The following is an 18,391-nucleotide window of genomic DNA, read 5'->3' as shown; positions in this document are numbered from 1 at the left end:
CCATATCGCTAATTTACTAATTTTATTAGTATTTAACAAGTGACTACTTCAATTAAAGAAAATGAGTCACCTGAAAATGCGACAAAAAACAATGTGCCTTTTTTTGAAAAAGAAGGATTGTTTAACTATATTTTTCAATATCCTGAAACTGCCCCCAAATTTGAAGAAGGGAAAAAATATGCATGGAGAATAGAAGCGGATAGAAAACCGCCTTATGATGAATTGAAGAACACAGAAAGTGAGATTAATGAATTTACTATTGCATCAAATATTAAAGATGAAAAAACTTCTGCACCATTATGTGATTGCGGGCGATGGAATTCTTTAGTGGCAGGTGAGAAGAAGTATGATTGCGGCCGCAGGATAATTTGGAATTGTAAACGACCATTCGAGTTTACAAGCTCTTACCAATGCAGTTCTAACGATAAAAGTTGTGAGGCAAAAACCACCTGGAAAGTTGAAAAAAATGGAGTGTTGATTAAATCCGGTACAGGTACTTCACACCTTAGCGACGGATTTAGTTTAGTTGAAAACGGTACCTATACGTTAACGTTTGCCGCTGATTGCAACGGGCAAAGGTGTGCACCTTGTACTTATACTATCTTGGTTGAGGATTGTGAACCAAAAACATGTTTGTGCACAACAAATTGGAACCCTGATCAACAGGTTACTTATTATTCAGGTAATGAAAGAACAACTCAAAGATTACCTTGTTCAGAGAGGCTCGAAGGAAAAGTAAAAGTGGGTACTTTGATTGAGTTTGAAGCATCTGCTTATAATTGTAAACCAGCCGGATGTACAACTTATGCGTGGGAAATCATTGAATCAAACACCGGAAATATACAGAGCAGTGGCACAGCAACGCGTTTGCCTATCACCTTAAGTGCACCTGATGTTGTGGGTGATTTTATCTTTCAAATATATCCAATTTGTGGAGGAAAAAAATGCGAACCCTGTGGGTTCAAATTTTCTACATTTAGGTGTTTTACTATTGGAGAACATTATGGAGGTGGAATTATTTTTTATGTTGATAGCACCTGCCAGCATGGTTTAATAGCTGCGGAAAGTGATCAGAGTACCGGGATCCTATTTATAAATACATATGGCGCAACTTTATCTGCACCAACCTTTACTAATACAATCGTTGGTTCAGGAAACGCAAATGCTACAGGAATTTCAACCTTTAGTAATGCTTTTGCGTCGTCTGGACTTTATCTGTGGTTATTTTATAATCCTTTTCCCACTATTATTAATGCATCGTCACTATGTCAGGATTTAACATTAAATGGTTTTAGCGATTGGTTTCTGCCTTCAAAGGACGAATTAAACCTGCTCTATCTGAAGAGAAACGTAGTTGGGGGGTTTACCACAGGCGAATACTGGACCTCCTCTCATTATCCTAAAACAAATTTACATTTATGGTTGGCATGGTTCCAAAAATTTGATAATGGGAACCAGGGAGATGCCCAGTTTGAATTACTAAAAAGAGTTCGTGCTATACGGGCTTTTTAAATCAATTAAAATGGTTGATTTAAAACAAATCTGAACAGTAAAACATAGCGAATACACAGGCAGTATTACTTAACTAACGTGAAAATAAATTTCTCCATTTTATTATTGGCTTTATCACTGCAAGTATTTGGACAATCTTATCCAATAACTACTACAATCACAATACCCCCAAATCCAGATGCATCTTTAACTAAAATGGGAGCAGGTACATTAATTCTTACGGGAACTGCAAAAATGGTTAATAGCAGGATAGATCCCCGTGTGGAATCAAGTAAAATTTTAGTGACCATAAAAAAAGGCGGTAGTAAAATATGTGGTTCATATACTTCTTCATCAGCGCCATCTGCGAATTTTACTTCGCCTACCAAAGTTTGGAGTGGTAATAATGCAGCTTCTTTATTAGGCCAGGAATGTACTTTATCCCCGGGTGATTATGAACTTTGTGTTCAGTTTTTTGGACAAGGGCCGACAGGTTTAGCTCCTCTGAGTGAAGAGAAATGCAAGTCATTTACTATTAGAGAAGCTGAGCAACAAAACTACCAGCAACCCCAGGCACTATCGCCGGCAAATGGCACCGTTCTCGCAGAAACTGATTTAAAAAAACCAATTACGTTTAGATGGACTCCTGTAGTTCCCCGGCCACGCGAAAGTGTAACCTATCGCATAAAAGTGTGGCAACGGATAGCAGGCCAAAGTGGAATGCAGGCGATGCAGGTAAATCAGCCCATCATAACCAGGGATGTTGACAACCTTACACAAACCATTATCACAAATTTATTAAACGGTCCATGCAAGCCCCCTTACCTGTGCGATTTTGTATGGAATGTTCAGGCCTTGAACCGGGAAGGAAAGCCAATTGGGGGGAATAACGGGTCAAGTGAGTCCTTACGGTTTTATGCAAATAGCTGTGATGCGAATTTAGCATTGAAGCTCATATCTGTTGAATGTTTATCCTCCGCAGACGGAAATACTAAGTACAGAGTTTGTGTGTCGTCCACCTACACCAGTTCTGTCTACAATTTAACTTATTCCAATGCGGGAAGTGGCTTTAAGGCTTATCACCCATCTTACTCACCGGTCTATACGGTATCCAATATTACACCTGCTTTACAAGTTCAAAACAGTGGTCTACCAACTACCGTAATTTATTGTTTTGACCTAAGTGTTCCTACCGGACAAACAGCTGTAAAGATTGGACTCCAGGGTGATGATAAAGATCCCGGACCGATAGTTTGTCAGCCAGGTGCCGAACTTGATGTAAGATTGTCAAATTGTATACCACCAAGCTGTGACTGTGGAACCTGGGGATCATTGTACGTTCAAAATGCTGCGGCCACACAACGATTCGAGTGTGGTAAAGAGATTGAAGGAAGTTGCAATAAAAAGTTTGATTTTAGAAGTTCTTATCAGTGCGCTCCCAATGATAATACTTGTGTTGCCAAAACAAAGTGGACAGTAAGCAAAGGGGGAGTTACTATAGGAGCAGGCAGTGGATTGGTTGGATCATTTACACCAACAGCTAATGGAGTTTATACAATAACATTAAATGCAGACTGTAATGGTAAGGCATGTCCGCCATGTATTTATACTGTTGTTGTAAGGGATTGTAAAGCCACACCGTTTAATAGCAGTATTTGCGGAATAAAGTTTAATGACCTGAATGGGAATGGTATACAGGATAAGGAAGAACCCGGTATCGTCGGATGGGTGATCAACCTGACAGGTTTAATTGATTTAAGTACCAAAACTGACGAAAAAGGAAATTATTGCTTTACTGACCTAAAGCCTGGGCAATACACCGTTAAAGAAGCAATACTTCCCGGCTGGCAACAAACCGCCCCCACCCAGGGTCATTATCAAATTAAAATTCAGAATGGACAGAACGTAACCCAAATAAATTTTGGTAACCGGTTTGATGTCTGTCCAAGTGGAACAAAAGTATGGTCACCTCTTGGAACCGGAGTAAATGGGAAGCTTTATGCCATTGCCCATATTGGAACAGACATATACGTGGGGGGAGAATTTACCATGGCTGGTGGAGTGCCCGCCAATAACATTGCAAAATGGAATGGCAGCACCTGGTCTGCCTTGGGGCAGGGTTTAACAGGCATCTTTAGTAAGGTTAATGCCATACTAGCTGTGGGAACAGATCTTTATGTTGGTGGAACTTTCTCTTTGGCAGGAGGCGTAAGTGCTAACTGTATTGCTAAATGGGATGGCTACAACTGGACGGCGCTTGGAGCTGGAATTAGTGGGAATGGAAATGGAATATGGCATGTAGAGGAAATTCGCATGATAGGTAACAATTTATATGCTGGTGGATTATTTAATCTAGCCGGAGGGATATCTGCTAAGAATATCGCTAAATGGAACGGTACCAGTTGGAGTGCTTTGGCAGGTGGATTTAGTGGTGTGGTACTCTCTATTGCCGAGTTTAACGGAATGGTGTATGCGGGAGGAATTTCGGGGAATTCTGGGGGTAATAATTCAACCAGCAGTCTTTATAAATGGAATGGCACTAGTTGGTCTTTAGCAATACCTTGGTCGTTAACCCCTACTGTTTGTGACCTGTTAGTAGTCGGTCCTAATCTGTATGTAGGGGGTTTTTTTACGCAACCGTGGGGCACTAATCGAATTGCTAAATGGGATGGAACTACCTGGTCGTCGGTGGGTACGGGAACAAATGGACATATAGACGCACTTGTAACCATTGGCAATGACATTTATTCGGGTGGTGCCTTTACTACCGCAGGTGGTACTAACCACTCTTCAGTTGCTAAATGGAATGGCACTAATTGGTCGGGATTGTATGGTGGGATTGCGGGGCATGTATGGGCCCTTACAGCAGTTGGGGCTGATTTGTATGCTGCCGGAAACTTTTTAACAGCTGGGGGAGTAAGCACCAATTATGTTGCTAAATATTCCTGCAAAAAAGATGACTATAAAACGGGTAAAGTTAATCCTGAATTGGAAAAGGAAGAGGAAAAGGCTAAATTAAATGAACCAATTACTGTTAATTCATATCATTTTATCAGTGATGATCATACAAGCGGAATAATTGAGGCAAGTTCAAACGATAAGACTGAAATTATTGTTGCAGGCGACACCTTATTTCTCCAAATAGAAAACAACTACTCTTCCGGCTCTAACCAGTTTACCTATACAATCAGGAATCTGTCGAATAATAAGACTTCACAGTTAACCAAACTTGATATTAAAAACAGCCAGGGTTTAATAAGGATCGCTTTACCCATACAAAATTCTGTGGTGGGCAAAGGAGAAACAGGCATGTTAACCCTCAACGATTCTAAGAAGTACTATTACATACGCTTTAAAAGAAATTAAGAGACAACATGGCCCTAAGAACTGTGTTATGGTGTTTGTATACTAAGAAATCTATAATAAATATGCTTATACGATGTATGGTTTCCATTACAAATCTTTTGCTTCTTTTTTGTGGCTTAACAAGCTGCGGGCAGCCCAAACAATACGATGATTACTTAGTATCATTCAATGACAGCCTTAAAGACGAATATGGTTATAAAAATAAAAACGGGGAAATCGTTATCCCTCTTGGAAAATACGATTTTTGTTTCACCGACACATTCAGGACTTTTGCTATTGTTGCTAAACCTGAGATAGGAGTTGTAGCCATTGATAGAAAAGAAAATGTTCTGTATAAGGTATTTAATTATGACAATGGGCCAGATTATATATCGGACGGAGTTTTTAGAATTATAGAGAATAATAAAATTGGTTATGCTGATTCACTGACCGGTAAGGTTATCATCATTCCGCAATTTGCCTGTGCCTTTCCTTTTAAAAATGGGGTAGCCAAGGTAACCACTGACTGTAAGCCACAATCAGACGATGAACATAGTATCTGGGTAAGTAATAATTGGTATTACATTGACAAGACGGGAAAGAAAGTCGACCAACCAAATACGACAATAGAATGATAGTCATTAAACCGGGCCGTCGGCCACAAGGTGACTTATGATAGTGAATTGGGTTGGGTGGATGCTCAGTGGCGTCGTCCTGCTTTTGCTTTTTGCGGTCGTATTAATTCTGAAGAATCCAGTCCTCTTGTTAATTACCGGCGAAAGGTCTCAAGGCGTTGTTGTTGGGATGGATACGTCCTCGGCAAGCCTCCAATCGCCTATTGTCGAATTTGTTACGTCAACCGGAGGACGCGTCAGGGTCAAAAGCCGGACTTCTACCACGTCGCCATCAGTCCGCGTGGGAGATGCAGTCACTGTGGCATACAACCCGTCACAGCCTCGAGATGCTCAAGTTCTCTTGTTAAGCGAGTTTTTCCTGGTCTTCTTTATTCTGGGCTTTTTGGGGTTTTTTTTGCTGATATGGGTGTCCGCCGTCCTCATATCTGGGGAACCTGAAAATGGTGATCCTTTCGGTCTCATTACCTCCGTCATTTCTCACTTTCGCCTTAACCCATTTCGTTTCCCTGTTCTCTTTATGCTATTGCTAGTTATCCCACTGTGCGGGCGGGCAACGTATGTATTTTTCAATCAAGCCCTCGACCTGCGCTCCAACGGAATCAAGGTGGCTGGACACGTCACCGGCTCCGAATGGACGAGTTCAACGCTGAACGATGGTAGCAATGCGAGCGGTGAACATTCGACGATCGCCTATAAGGATGTTTCAGGCACGGAACATGCGATTCGGAGCTCTGCGGTGACATGGCTATCTCGCCTGAAGACTGGCGACGTAGTGGAGGTCATCTATCTCCCTCGCAATCCGGACAAGGGCGTCATGAACACATGGGTGGAGTTGTGGCTGGTTCCTCTGGTTTTTGGATCATTCACGGTCGCGTTTCTCGTTTGGCTTTTTCTTGTTCTGAACGAGACCGTGACAGTTGGCTCCTACACAAGCGATCCGCGTCGGGAGGTCAAACTCAAAACCTCTGGAGTTCCCGCCGTAGCGACAGTGATCGAAGCGAAACCAGACGCTCGGATTCTACACTATCGAATTGATAAGGACACCCTAACACCTACCGCAGACTTAAATGGTTTTGAAGCTGCTGAGCAGACACTTCATTACTGGAAACCATCTCGAGCCGAAGCCGGGCTTAAAAGAGGCGATAAGTTTCGAGCCTATCTGGATCTGGGGTCACTAAAACCAGGCAAGAGTTTGAGGTTCTACATCGATTTCAGCGACCGGATAGGTTTCAACCCACGAGTCCAATCAATGGAAGATGAATTTGAGGAGGATGAGAAGTTATAAATTACCGCACACTCATTCATATCTCCCATACACACACTGTTTAATACCTCTTAGGCGGGCAGTCTTGACTATATGTTTAATTGAAGTTAATTTAACACTGGTTTAAAAGAATCAACTGATTCTCCTATTATTCAACTAGAAGTTAAAATAGCGGCAATGGTAAAATCCCTTACATTTATTTTTTGTCTACTAAGTATACATATATTTTCTCAAGCACAACCAGTAACCAGTATCACCATTTCCTTGCCAGCAAGCCCTAATGCCAATACAGCGAACTGGGGAGGTGGTACTTCATTATTAACCATAACCGCAACGGCAAAAATGGAAAATGGCCGCGTAGCGTCCGCTGCTGAGGAAAGTAAGTTATTGCTGATCATTAAAAAAGCTGGCGTAAAGGTCTGCGGCTCATACACCAGCGCTACAGCCACATCAGCCAATTTCAATACCATAACGAAAGTATGGAGCGGTAATCAGGCAGTTTCGTTCCTTGGCCAGTCCTGTACGCTGTTACCCGGGAATTATGAACTCAGCGTGCAGTTCTTCGGAAATAAAAATGGCGCCATGCTTCCTGTAAGTGATGAAAAAATAAAAGCTTTTACAATCCCTTCCTCCGTACAGCAGGTTTATCAGGCGCCTCAGAACATTGCACCATTTGATGCCAAACTGTTTACAGAAGCGGCTTTATCTGCACCTATTATATTTCAGTGGACTCCGGTTATTCCCAATCCAAATACGGCAGTTAAATACCGTTTGAAGGTTTGGCAGCTCTTAACCGGGCAAAGCGGCACCCAGGCTATGACCATAAACCAGCCCCTGATTGTTAAAGATGTTACTTCAGTTACCCAGACTGTAGTCACAAATTTAGTGTCCCCGCCTTGTTTGCCCCCTTACCGGTGTGAGTTTATATGGACTGTTCAGGCTCTTGGCAGCGATGGTAATCCAATAGGCGGAACTAACGGAACGAGCTCACCTACCACATTTAAGTCTGAACTCCCAACGCCACCTGTGACAGCGTCAAACTCTACTGCTTGTAACACAACATCAACAAAGACTTTTAGTATTGGAGATGAAATAGGATTATCTAATGGGTTTAGTATGAAGCTAAGTTCCGTCCCTACCGGAACAAATACAGCCTTAAGCGGAAAAGGAACTGTATATGTTAAGTGGCTCGGTGTACTTAACGTAAAGTTTAAGGACATCAAAGTCAATGGAGGTGATCAACTATGCATGGGTGCAATTTATACCGAAACTGATGCCAACCAGGTGTACCCTACACAATGGGCGGTGAATGTATTGAACAATACAAGCGCAGGTTCCTGGACTGTAAATAAGATAAAAAACATCAGCAATGATCTGCAGGCAAATAAAATACTGAAGCCTTTTATCCCCGCATCTGCAACCGATCAGGTTAATAATACACTCACAGTGGCTCCGCTGAACATGCCGCTGGGCTATTTCAAAGATAATGATGAAAACACGGCGATGGGGTTCACTGAAATGGTTTTTAAACCAGATCATGCTGAATTTGAGGCAATTGCATCATTCACAACTAAAGGTATTTTTAAAGATGCCTACAATAACGGAACAGACATCGTTGCTTTCCAGGGAAAAGGTATTGAGTTTACCAAGAGCGGCTTAAGCGGGATTAGTGGATCGATTAAATTACTGGAGCCTATCACATTTCTATATGCCAATTCCGGAACAGAGAGTTTAAAGCTGACTTTTAATAAAGAGGGTGCAGGACATATCGGCAATGGTCTGGTTTTCAGTGCAACGAACAATGAGTACTGGAAATATACCCTCGATGCAAATGTGCAATTACCCAACGAATGGCTGGTACCGGTTGACCCCGCTAAATCAAATGTGGATATGAATTTCCAGCTTGAAATTGTAAACTGGGACGATTTTGTACTTCAGGGAAATTTACCTGCCTGCACTATCGCAAATTCGAACGGTTTAGGAATAGAATCGGGCTTAATCGCTTATGATCATTCTTCTGTCAGTAATGCTGCGGGAATGGTGTTTCCAAGCGGCTATACAGGGAATAATAATGCAATGTTCTCGGGGTTTTACCTCAAGGACTTTAAGCTTACTTTGCCCGACCAACTGAGAAGTTATGCCGATACTGCAAATCAGGTGCAGGTAATTGCCCAGAATTTAATTATTGATAAGGACGGGGTGACGGGGAAAATTCTTGGGAATAATGTCTTGACTTATCCCAAAGCTAATATTGGAAATCTGGGCGCCAGCATTGATACGGTTAAGGTCAGCCTGAACAACAGCGTTCTTACAGAGGCAAAAATGCTTGGCAAGATCACATTGCCCCTAAGTAGTGCTGACGATAACGGGAGCGCGATAAATTATTCAGCTCTGTTTTTACCGGGTACTGGGACCCAGGCAAACTCGCCATCCGCAATCACTTTTGCACTGCACCCCGGAACGGATATCACATCCAAATTTTTAGGGGATGGGAAAGTTCAGATCGATCAAACATCCTCGTTAAATCTTACTCTGTCTAAATCGGCGACGAACAAGCGTGAAATTTACCTGGCGATTGACTTAAATGGCAAACTGTATTATCCCACAGGTAAAATCATTGATGCCGGGGGTAATTTACCTCTTGATCTGGACCTATCCTGTAATTTTCAGCACCTCGGTATGGTATATTCAAAAAACAGCCAGGAATCATTCAGCTTAAGCACGGGTAGCTGGTCATTTGCCAGTCCGCAGAAAAAGCTCTCGGGCTTCGCATTTACCATTACTGAAATCAAACCTAAGATCGAACCTATCGGCGCCGGCACTGAAAAGCAATACCTGTTTAAAGGAGGTGTTGAATTTGTCGCCAAAATAAATATTGGAAGTGAAAATTCGCAGATACAGATTAGTGGGGACACAAAAATTGCCTTGACGGGAGCTATTGAATCTTCCCAATACACACCCCCGGGAGCCGCATCGGCGAATACCACCGTCGCAAATCTGAATACGCTCACCTCACAAGTTCAGACAACTACTGCAATAAAAAGTAACAACGTGGGAGTTATAACCTCCGCTGTAAAAACAGATGCTGGTTTTCTAACCCAGTTGAAACCCAAGTACCTGGGTGTGAAAGTAGAGAGCATTAATATTAGTGCTACCATGCCTGCATTAACCATTAATGGCAGCGTAGAATTCTACAGACAGGACCCTGCGTACGGTAACGGCTTCAAAGGAGATCTGCAAGCGAAATTTACTACTTTGAATACCTCTATACAGGCCGGTGCCATATTTGGCAATACGAAATACATTCCGGGAAATGTGGGTAATGGCTTCAAATACTGGAAGGTAGAAGCACAGGTTAACTTACCTCCCCCGGGCATTGTATTCATGACCGGAGTGGCATTCAGGGGGTTTGGGGCCGGAGTTTACAGCCGGATGAACATGACTGCACCTGCAGTTTTTAATCCGGCCACTGCAAATGCCAGCACCTTTGCCGGGGCTGTATTTGTACCCGATGTGACGGTAAAAATGGGCTTCAAGGCGAAAGCAATTATCGCTACCACGCCGAAAGAAGAAACATTTAATGGTAGTGTGGCATTAGGCGCCCAGTTTAATACATCCGGCGGCATGAATAACATCACCATCGACGGGCTCTTCAGTTGCGGCGCAGAGATCGGGCAGGAAGCTAATGCTTTTGCTAATGGAGCATTGAATATCAGCTACGATTTCCCGCTTAAAAAATTCAGCACCAACCTGCTGATTAATTTTAATAAAGATCCGATCAGCACCCCATCCGGACCTGTTAACGCTCATTTTTATATTGACGGGATGAAGAATGAGTGGGCATTTACCTGCGGGGCACCTTCCACGCTAAATACTGTTAGGTTATTTGACCAGGTTAATATCAATTCGTATTTAATGTTTGGCAATAAGATACAAGTCCCAACCGGATTTATGCAGCCTACGATTGCAGGGTTTGCCAGCATAGGAAAACCGCTTCCTTCCTTTTCTGAAACTGCAGTTAGTTCAGAATCGAAAACAGCGAAAGGCTTTGCTTTTGGGGTGGGTGTTGTCACAAGCGCAACAAATAATAAAGTAATAAGCAGCGGAAATAAGTATTCTGCCGGCATTAAATATTCATTCAATATTGGCAGTGAGATCAATGCTTCGCTGATGCAGTATCAAAATTGCCCTGGTTTTGGCGACGGATGGCGCATTAAATCAGGCATTGCGTTATTTGCAAAGATGGATGGCAAGGCCTATTACGATTACCAGGGAACCGTTATTAAAGAGTATTCGGAGATTAACCTGATCTCTCTTGGTTTCGGCGCTTACGCTTATGCAGAATTTCCAAAGCCATTTTATGCGGAAGGATCGGTCAGCGGTAATGCACAGGTGTTAGGTTTGATAAATTTTAATTTTTCTGCGGAATTTAAAACAGGTGAACAATGTGCAGGTACTAGCGTAGATGTTCCAAGCGTGGTATATGCCCAGGAGGATGCTGAAGAAAGCCTGAATTACACCTTGATCAATAGTGTTGTTACCCCAAGTGGCCCTACAGGCGTGTCGCGCAACACATCCTTTTCGGTATTATTGAACTACCCCGATAATGAGGAATTTGCGATCCCGGAGCAGCAGTCGAGCGGCCAGATGAGTGTAAGAAACTTCAGGGCTGTTTATACACCAAGCTTAACCGAGGATGCTACAGGGGGTGTAGTGGGGCTAAATTCCAATGCCTCAGTTGTAAATCAGGTATCCGGCACAAAGTTGAATACTACTAATCCGGGAAGCCTGTCGAGTAGTAATACAAATAACATACCTGCAATCAGTGCTGGGCTTCAAAATCAACCGGGCACTCCTCATAAACCTGCTACAGTCGCATCAGGTTCAATTGGCTTAGTAGCCTCAGGTTATGATGCGCTCGGAGCCAGGGTATACAAGCTTACAAAAACAGGGTTAACAATCAATTCGCTGAAAGCAAATACAAGTTATAAGTTCCAGGTAACCGGCCGTTTGGAAGAAAAAATAAATAATATCTGGCAGGTTGTAAAGCATAGCACCACCAATGTACCAATCGTGCGGATGAAGAAAATGTACTTTAAAACGAATTCGGAAACGGTGGGGCCTGGAACCACAGGAAATCAGCAGCTTCAAACAGCTGCCAAATAATAACTAAAGAGATAATGACAAAACTACTTTCTATCCTTGTTCTGGTAATACTAAACTCTTTCTGTTTTGCTCAGCAGGCGGGTAGCCAGAACAACATGACACTTGCCGTAAGTGCCCGGAGCTATTCAGACCGTATTGTGCTGCGTTATGCTCCAGCTACTCCCATATTGTTTAACGAAGCAAATAAAACAGGCTACATCGTGGAACGGGCAAATTTTAACAAAGGTGTTCCATATGAAAAATTAGCCTTTACGGCTATTTCTGGTTCTCCATTTAAACGCTGGAAAGAGGAACAATGGGAAAGAGCGTTGATAGAAGAAAAATCAAAAGATAGTACAGCTGCTAATATAGCCGGACTCGCAATGGTATTTTCTGACCCTGATGCTACGGCACAGGGAGGGGATGTCATGAAAGACGGCCTGAAGTCATTCAAAGAGCAAAAAGACAATGCCGATATGCGGTTTGGCTTTGCCTTAATAGCTGCTAACAGAAGCAGGATAGCTGCTGAAGGTCTGGCGGTAAGGATATCCGATCCCTCGGTTACTCTCGGCCAAACATATGTTTATCGTGTTCGCATCAACAAACCACTTGTGAATGCAGGAAACGAAATAGCTTATGTGAAAGTAACCTGTGAAAATTTCAATGAAAAATATCTCAGCAATACTAAGTCAGTCAAAATTAGCGAGGGAGATGGAGCTATTTCATTCTCCTTCCCCGAATCCGATGAATATTATGCGTTTACTGCAGAGCGATCTGACAACAGCGGAGCTTCATTTAAAAAAATTATAAAAACTCCTGAACTAAACCTTAAACCAACAGGATTTACCGGAAAATCTGATTTTGCGTATGGCGATACTGGTTTAACTAATTACAAAAAATACCATTATAGGGTATTGGTTTCTACACCGTTTGCCGATGAAATGGTTTTATCCGAATTTATTGCTATTCCGAGGGACAAAACACCTCCGCCCGCACCATTTCTAAAAACAGCGATCCATATTAAACCCAAACAGGTTGAGCTTACCTGGGAAATGACTGCAAAAAATGCAGGCGATCTGAAAGGATTTACTATTAAAAGAAGCCCCGAGGAAAATGGAAAGTATAGCTTGATTTCAAAAGGAATACTGCCCACAAACACAATGAGGTACATCGATGAAACCTTTGATCCGGACGGTTCCAATTATTACATGGTGGAAGCAGTTGACACCGCCGGAAACAGCAGCCACTCCTACCCTGCTTATGTTACCTTAAGCGATAGTGTGCCGCCAGCTATGCCTTTCATTTCCTCTGCAAAAATAGACTCTGCTGGTAAGATCATTATAAAAGTGCGTCCCAACACCGAAAAAGACTTTATGGGCTACCAGGTTTTGAAAGCAAACGCTAAGGAACATGAGTTTTCTGTGGTTACAGAGACGTTCCAAGACAGCCTGGGCCGTACCACCTTTACTCTAAATGACTCTACGACCTTAAATACGCTTACAAAAAATATCTATTATAAAGTAATTGCTTTTGATACACATTTTAATCAATCTCTTCCTTCAAAAATAATTGAGCTGACAAAAAGAGACACCATACCTCCTGTGAGCCCGCTAATTACGGGTTTCACTGTTAGTGACACTTCCGTTGTGATCAATTTTGTAAACTCAAGCAGCGAGGATGCTGTGCGTAATATCTTATTAAGAAGAGAAGACGGCAAAGGGAAATTTGATTCCATCTTTTTCAATACAAATACAAGCGTCATAAGATTTACCGATAAGAAAATTATTGGCGGCCGACAATATGAGTATGCCATGATTGCCAGAGATGATGGTGGATTAGCATCTAAAATCTCCAGAAGTATCCAGATAAAAACTTTATTGAATAACAGGATGACCGCACCTACAATCCAGGGTTCTTATGATGGTCAAGCAAAAAAAGTATCCCTGTCTTTTGTAGTTGATGAAAAGGTGAAGAACCGGCCATTAAAAATAGAAATATATAAAAGAGCAGATGAAAAATCGCTTTGGACCACTTATAAAATTATCGAATTCGAAAAAGGGAAACTCTTTTTTGATGATGCTGCAGAGGGTCAGAAGGGAATGATTTATACCATAAGATTAACAGACGCTAATAAAAATGTTTCGAATTTTAGTAATGAACTGCAATTGAAATATTAATTAATGAGAAACAATTCATGAACCACCCATTCAAATTAGTTTTCTTGCTGGTTTTATATCTGGCATCACAGGCAAGCGCCCAGGAGAAAAAGAAAAAGCCCGTTACTATTGGCGGTGAGATGGGTATGTGGTATGAGGGTTATGGGCTTGATAAAGCGCCAAGTCCGGCAGTACCCGATTTTTATCAGGCCCGCCGTCCATGGAACCTCTTCAGGTATTCCTTTAATCCCACACTGACTGTTGGCAAATGGAGCGTTCCTTTCAATTTCAACTTTAGTCCCACGCAAAATAATTTTATTACAGCGGCAACCGCTGGGCCACAAAGTATCTGGCAGTTTCTGACAAATCCTGTAAATAATTTTGGTATCAGCCCAAAAATTGGAACTACACAACTCCTGCTGGGCACACAGAATCTCCAGTACAGTGAGCTGAGCACAGGCGATTTGGGTGTATTTGGTTATGGTGTGAACCTCGCGCCCGGAAAATTCCGCATTAAACTGTTTAATGGGGTATCGCAAAGACCCGTTAATTACCTGGCTCCCACAATTCTACCTCCTTCCTCCGGTGTTATTGGCGCCTACCAGCGCAATCAGTGGATGGCCCAGCTCGGACTTGAAAAGGAAGGAAAATACTTTGCCGGATTCAATTTCGTAAAATCCATAGATAAACGAAATTCAGTTACTTCAGCTCCTTTATCTCCCCTGGATCCGCAGGAAAATATGGTGATCAGCTTTTTAGCTAAAGTTAGTTCGGAAAAAGGCTGGAATTACCATATCGAGATTGGGCAAAGTTTTTTTACCCGGAATTTAAATACCCCTTTGTCTGCCAGCCCTGTAGAAGATTTTAAACCATTTATCAGCTCTCACACCTCCACCGGAAAGGATAATGCAGTGATGACGAGTATAGTCAAAAAGGGGAAAGACTGGGAAGCAGGCGCCAAATTCAATTATTACGGCGCAGGTTATTATACAGCGGGTTATCCTTTTATGAACAACGACCGGATGGAATACCTGGCTAATACCCGCTTTAATGCATGGAAAAAAAAGATGAACGTAGTGGCCAGCGTAGGCCAGCGCTTCGGCAACCTGAGCCGTATTGCCGGCCCTAGCCTGACTAAGCAGATTATTGCCAATGTAAATGTGTTTACCCAGTTTAATGAACGCTTCAGCCTGAATACGAGTTTTAATAATTTTGGCTTCAATTCTCCGGGCCTTTCGGGATATCGGAGTGTTAGCGATGAGATCAGTATTAACCCTGCTTACACCTGGAGTAACAGTAAAATGAGCCACTTGATAAGCGGCACGTATACCTGGAGCAAATATGATGAAACCACAATTATACCTGCGTCGACCACTCAAAACAATACACAAACCGTATTAATTCTATATGTTCCCACATTTTTTACTAAAAAAATCAGTCCCGACTTTAGCCTGATGTGGTTTCGTAACACAGCTCCTTCGCTTAAATTAAATCTCCTGAGTGCCACCACTGGAATGAGTTGGAAGGCTACGGAGAAAATTAACCTGAAAGGGCAGCTGCAATACAGTCTGAGCACTGTGGATCCTTTCACCGCTAGTAAAAACCTTTTGGCTACCAGTGGTTTTGACTGGGATGTATATAAAAAGTTAACCTGGCAATTTTCTATGACCGCTAATTTATACAATTATGGTACTGAATTGCCGGGAAGTTCCTTTACCCCTGCTTATCCCGGCAATCCGCAGTATTTAGAAAGTACGCTGAGAACGGGGTTGCAATATAAATTTTGATAAGGGAGGAGTCGGAGGTCGGACAAAAGAGGTTGAATGCGGTGTGTACGTATCCAGCTCCCCTTCCTTAAAGGGGAGCTGTCAGCCCCTTCGGCTGACTGAGGGGTCATTGGTGCAAAGTAAACTAATGAGGTTCCAGCTTTCGCTTGGAATGACATATCGTGTGGGGTGATTAGAGGAGATTCCGGCCTTCGCCGGAATCGGGAAGTCGGACGACAGAGGTATAAAGTTGGAAGATTAAGTTGGAGGTCTGAAGTCGGATGTCTGATTTAGAAACACGGACTGTCCAGGTAAGTATAAAATTTGAATTTATTTGTAACCTACAGCCATTTTCAATGAACTGCTAATTTTAACATTAACGGATAACTTATAACGTAAAACGTACAACGTATAACTCCAAAAAAATGAAATACCTTCTACTACTATTCTTTGCTATTGTTCTGCTCATCAAGCCGGCCGGGGCTCAAATTACACTGAACCTCGCGTTAAACAACAGGCCGCAGCCGTGGTTGTCTGATTGGGTGAACCCAGTCAACGGCCAGATGATTATTTCATATATGCAAGGTCCAGCTTTAAATGATCCTTCCGTAAAATTGAGGTCAAGCTTGCTTGATGAAAGAGGGAGCATCATCGGGGCATCCAATATTAATGCTGCCAGAATCTACATCTTAAGAGCAGGCGTAAACCAGTTTACCATAGCAGATGCACTCCAACTGCAAAATTTAGTATTTCAGGGAAATCTACAGAATACCCTTCAACATACCGGCCGTTTGCCTGCAGGACAATATCAATTGAGGGTTGAGATTTTGAATACCGCGGGAGATATCGTCCGGGCAAGACAAACCCGCCCATTTTTTATCACTTCCTATCAGCTGCCGATTTTAATGCAGCCCGCCAGTGGGAGCATTCTGGATGCCCGTCTGGCCCAAAACATCATCATTTTTCGCTGGACGAGTCTTATTCCAGGTTCCCCTGACCTTCCCCAATATCGGGTACAGGTATTTGAAATACTACCTGGTCAGACGCCCATGCAGGCCTTCCGGGGTAACCGTCCATTGTTAAACGAAATCTCTACAAAAGGAAGTACACAATACATCTGGCGGACTCAATTACCAATGCTGGATTCTACCGCAAACAAACAGTTTATCTGGACAGTACAAACACTCGACAGGAGGGGCCAGCCCATTCCGGGTATGGATACGAACATACAGGGAAGAAGCGAGCCTGCCATTTTCAACATCGTAAACCAAATGGGTAACATGGATAAGAATAGGAAGAATGAAGATTCAATAAAAAACTAAAAGGATGAAGTCTATACTCTTTATATTCCTCCTGGGATGTTATGGTCTGCAGGTTTCTGCCCAGCTTAAGCAGGAAAAGAAGTCGTCTACACTTCTGTTCCACACCTTCTACAATGATTTCGAGAGCGCTCAGCTAATGCGGACCAGTTCCTTAAAAAACATGCTTAACAATGGCCAATGGTATAAAGTAGACGACATGCAAATGGGCTTTGGCGTGAATTACCTAAAAGGCATCAGCAGGACTGTTGATATCGTGACAACGCTGGATGCGAGTTCAACAGACTACTTATATAAGAATGGCAGCATCAATGGAAGTAACCAATTTTTACTGGACCTGAATGCCGGGCTTAACATCAAACTGTTTAATGATTCCCGTAAGCTTGTTCCCTATTTTTCGGGCGGCGCCGGACTTTCATTCTACAAGGGTAAATCAGGTATCTATATTCCTGCCGGGGCTGGGATCCAGTTCAATTTATTCGATGAAGCTTTTGTTCTTACCAGTATTCAATACAGACGTGCGCTCAATCTGACTGTAAATGATCATTTCTATTACTCCCTTGGCATAGGTACCAGCATCCTCAAGAATAAAAAGAAAAAAGCTCCGGCAGAGGATGTACAACAAACACAGCCGCTTATTAAAAAAACGGAAATTACGATACTGGACAAAAATCTGCGTATCATCGTAAGCGATGAGCAAACGGGACTGCCTCTTCCTTCAGTGGAAGTAACAATTAACGGTCCCTCTGGCAAAATTACCGGTATTACTAATGCCAATGGTGAGGTTATTTTTAAATCCGTTCAGGCTGCAGATTATACGTTTACCGGAGTACTTCACGGAATTAGTACAGTTGATCAAAATATCCCAAAAACAAGTTTTGATGCTGCCGTACAAGAGATTACCTTCAATATCACGCACCATGACCCGCGATTTACTGTTTCCGGCAAAGTTAATAACAAAACCACCCGTAGTCCCGAGGGCGGGGTATTGATTAGGGCGGTAAATATGACTCTTGGGAACAATTTAAATACCCAAAGTGATGCTAATAATGGAACCTTTACCTTACCAATTGAGCCTGCCAGCGATTTTACAGTTTCAGGTAAAAAAGCAGGATACATCTCCAACATTGAGAAGCTGAGTACCAAAGGTCTGAACCGAAGCACTACGCTATATGTACAATTGGAACTTGATATTGAAGAAACAATTCCCGGAAAGACTATTACTCTGGAAAATATTTATTATGACCTTGGCAGCGCCAGCATCAGGCCT

General features: G+C 42.5%; 8 protein-coding genes and 1 pseudogene. All 9 read left to right on the top strand.

What is annotated here, in order from left to right:
* Positions 1-39: 39 nt before the first annotated feature.
* On the top strand, positions 40-1,512 hold the full coding sequence (locus WKF69_RS10480; protein ID WP_340381653.1) for a hypothetical protein: 1,473 nt from the start codon (positions 40-42) through the stop codon (positions 1,510-1,512).
* Positions 1,513-1,590: 78 nt separating this feature from the next.
* Positions 1,591-4,857 (top strand): SdrD B-like domain-containing protein, encoded by a 3,267-nt coding sequence (locus tag WKF69_RS10475; RefSeq protein ID WP_340381652.1) that lies wholly within the window; start codon positions 1,591-1,593, stop codon positions 4,855-4,857.
* A 77-nt stretch (positions 4,858-4,934) separates the two neighbouring features.
* The gene (locus WKF69_RS10470; RefSeq protein WP_340381650.1) at positions 4,935-5,471 is read left to right on the top strand and encodes a WG repeat-containing protein; all 537 of its coding nucleotides are present in this window, start codon (positions 4,935-4,937) and stop codon (positions 5,469-5,471) included.
* Between the two features lie 37 nt (positions 5,472-5,508).
* Positions 5,509-6,756 (top strand): DUF3592 domain-containing protein, encoded by a 1,248-nt coding sequence (locus WKF69_RS10465; protein WP_340381648.1) that lies wholly within the window; start codon positions 5,509-5,511, stop codon positions 6,754-6,756.
* 156 nt (positions 6,757-6,912) lie between these two features.
* A complete protein-coding gene (locus WKF69_RS10460) occupies positions 6,913-11,901 on the top strand; it encodes a hypothetical protein (protein WP_340381646.1) in 4,989 nt (1,662 codons plus the stop codon).
* Positions 11,902-11,915: 14 nt separating this feature from the next.
* Positions 11,916-14,057, top strand: coding sequence for a hypothetical protein (locus WKF69_RS10455; protein ID WP_340381645.1), 2,142 nt, complete (start codon positions 11,916-11,918; stop codon positions 14,055-14,057).
* A 17-nt stretch (positions 14,058-14,074) separates the two neighbouring features.
* Positions 14,075-15,823, top strand: coding sequence for a hypothetical protein (locus WKF69_RS10450; protein WP_340381644.1), 1,749 nt, complete (start codon positions 14,075-14,077; stop codon positions 15,821-15,823).
* Positions 15,824-16,227: 404 nt separating this feature from the next.
* On the top strand, positions 16,228-17,124 hold the full coding sequence (locus WKF69_RS10445; RefSeq protein ID WP_340381643.1) for a hypothetical protein: 897 nt from the start codon (positions 16,228-16,230) through the stop codon (positions 17,122-17,124).
* A gap of 4 nt (positions 17,125-17,128) precedes the next feature.
* A pseudogene (locus WKF69_RS10440) lies at positions 17,129-18,391 on the top strand (hypothetical protein); the annotation flags it as partial.

It is taken from the genome of Daejeonella sp. (assembly GCF_037719425.1).
In the GTDB taxonomy this organism is placed as follows: domain Bacteria; phylum Bacteroidota; class Bacteroidia; order Sphingobacteriales; family Sphingobacteriaceae; genus Daejeonella.
This window is presented reverse-complemented; position numbering and strand designations above follow the sequence as displayed.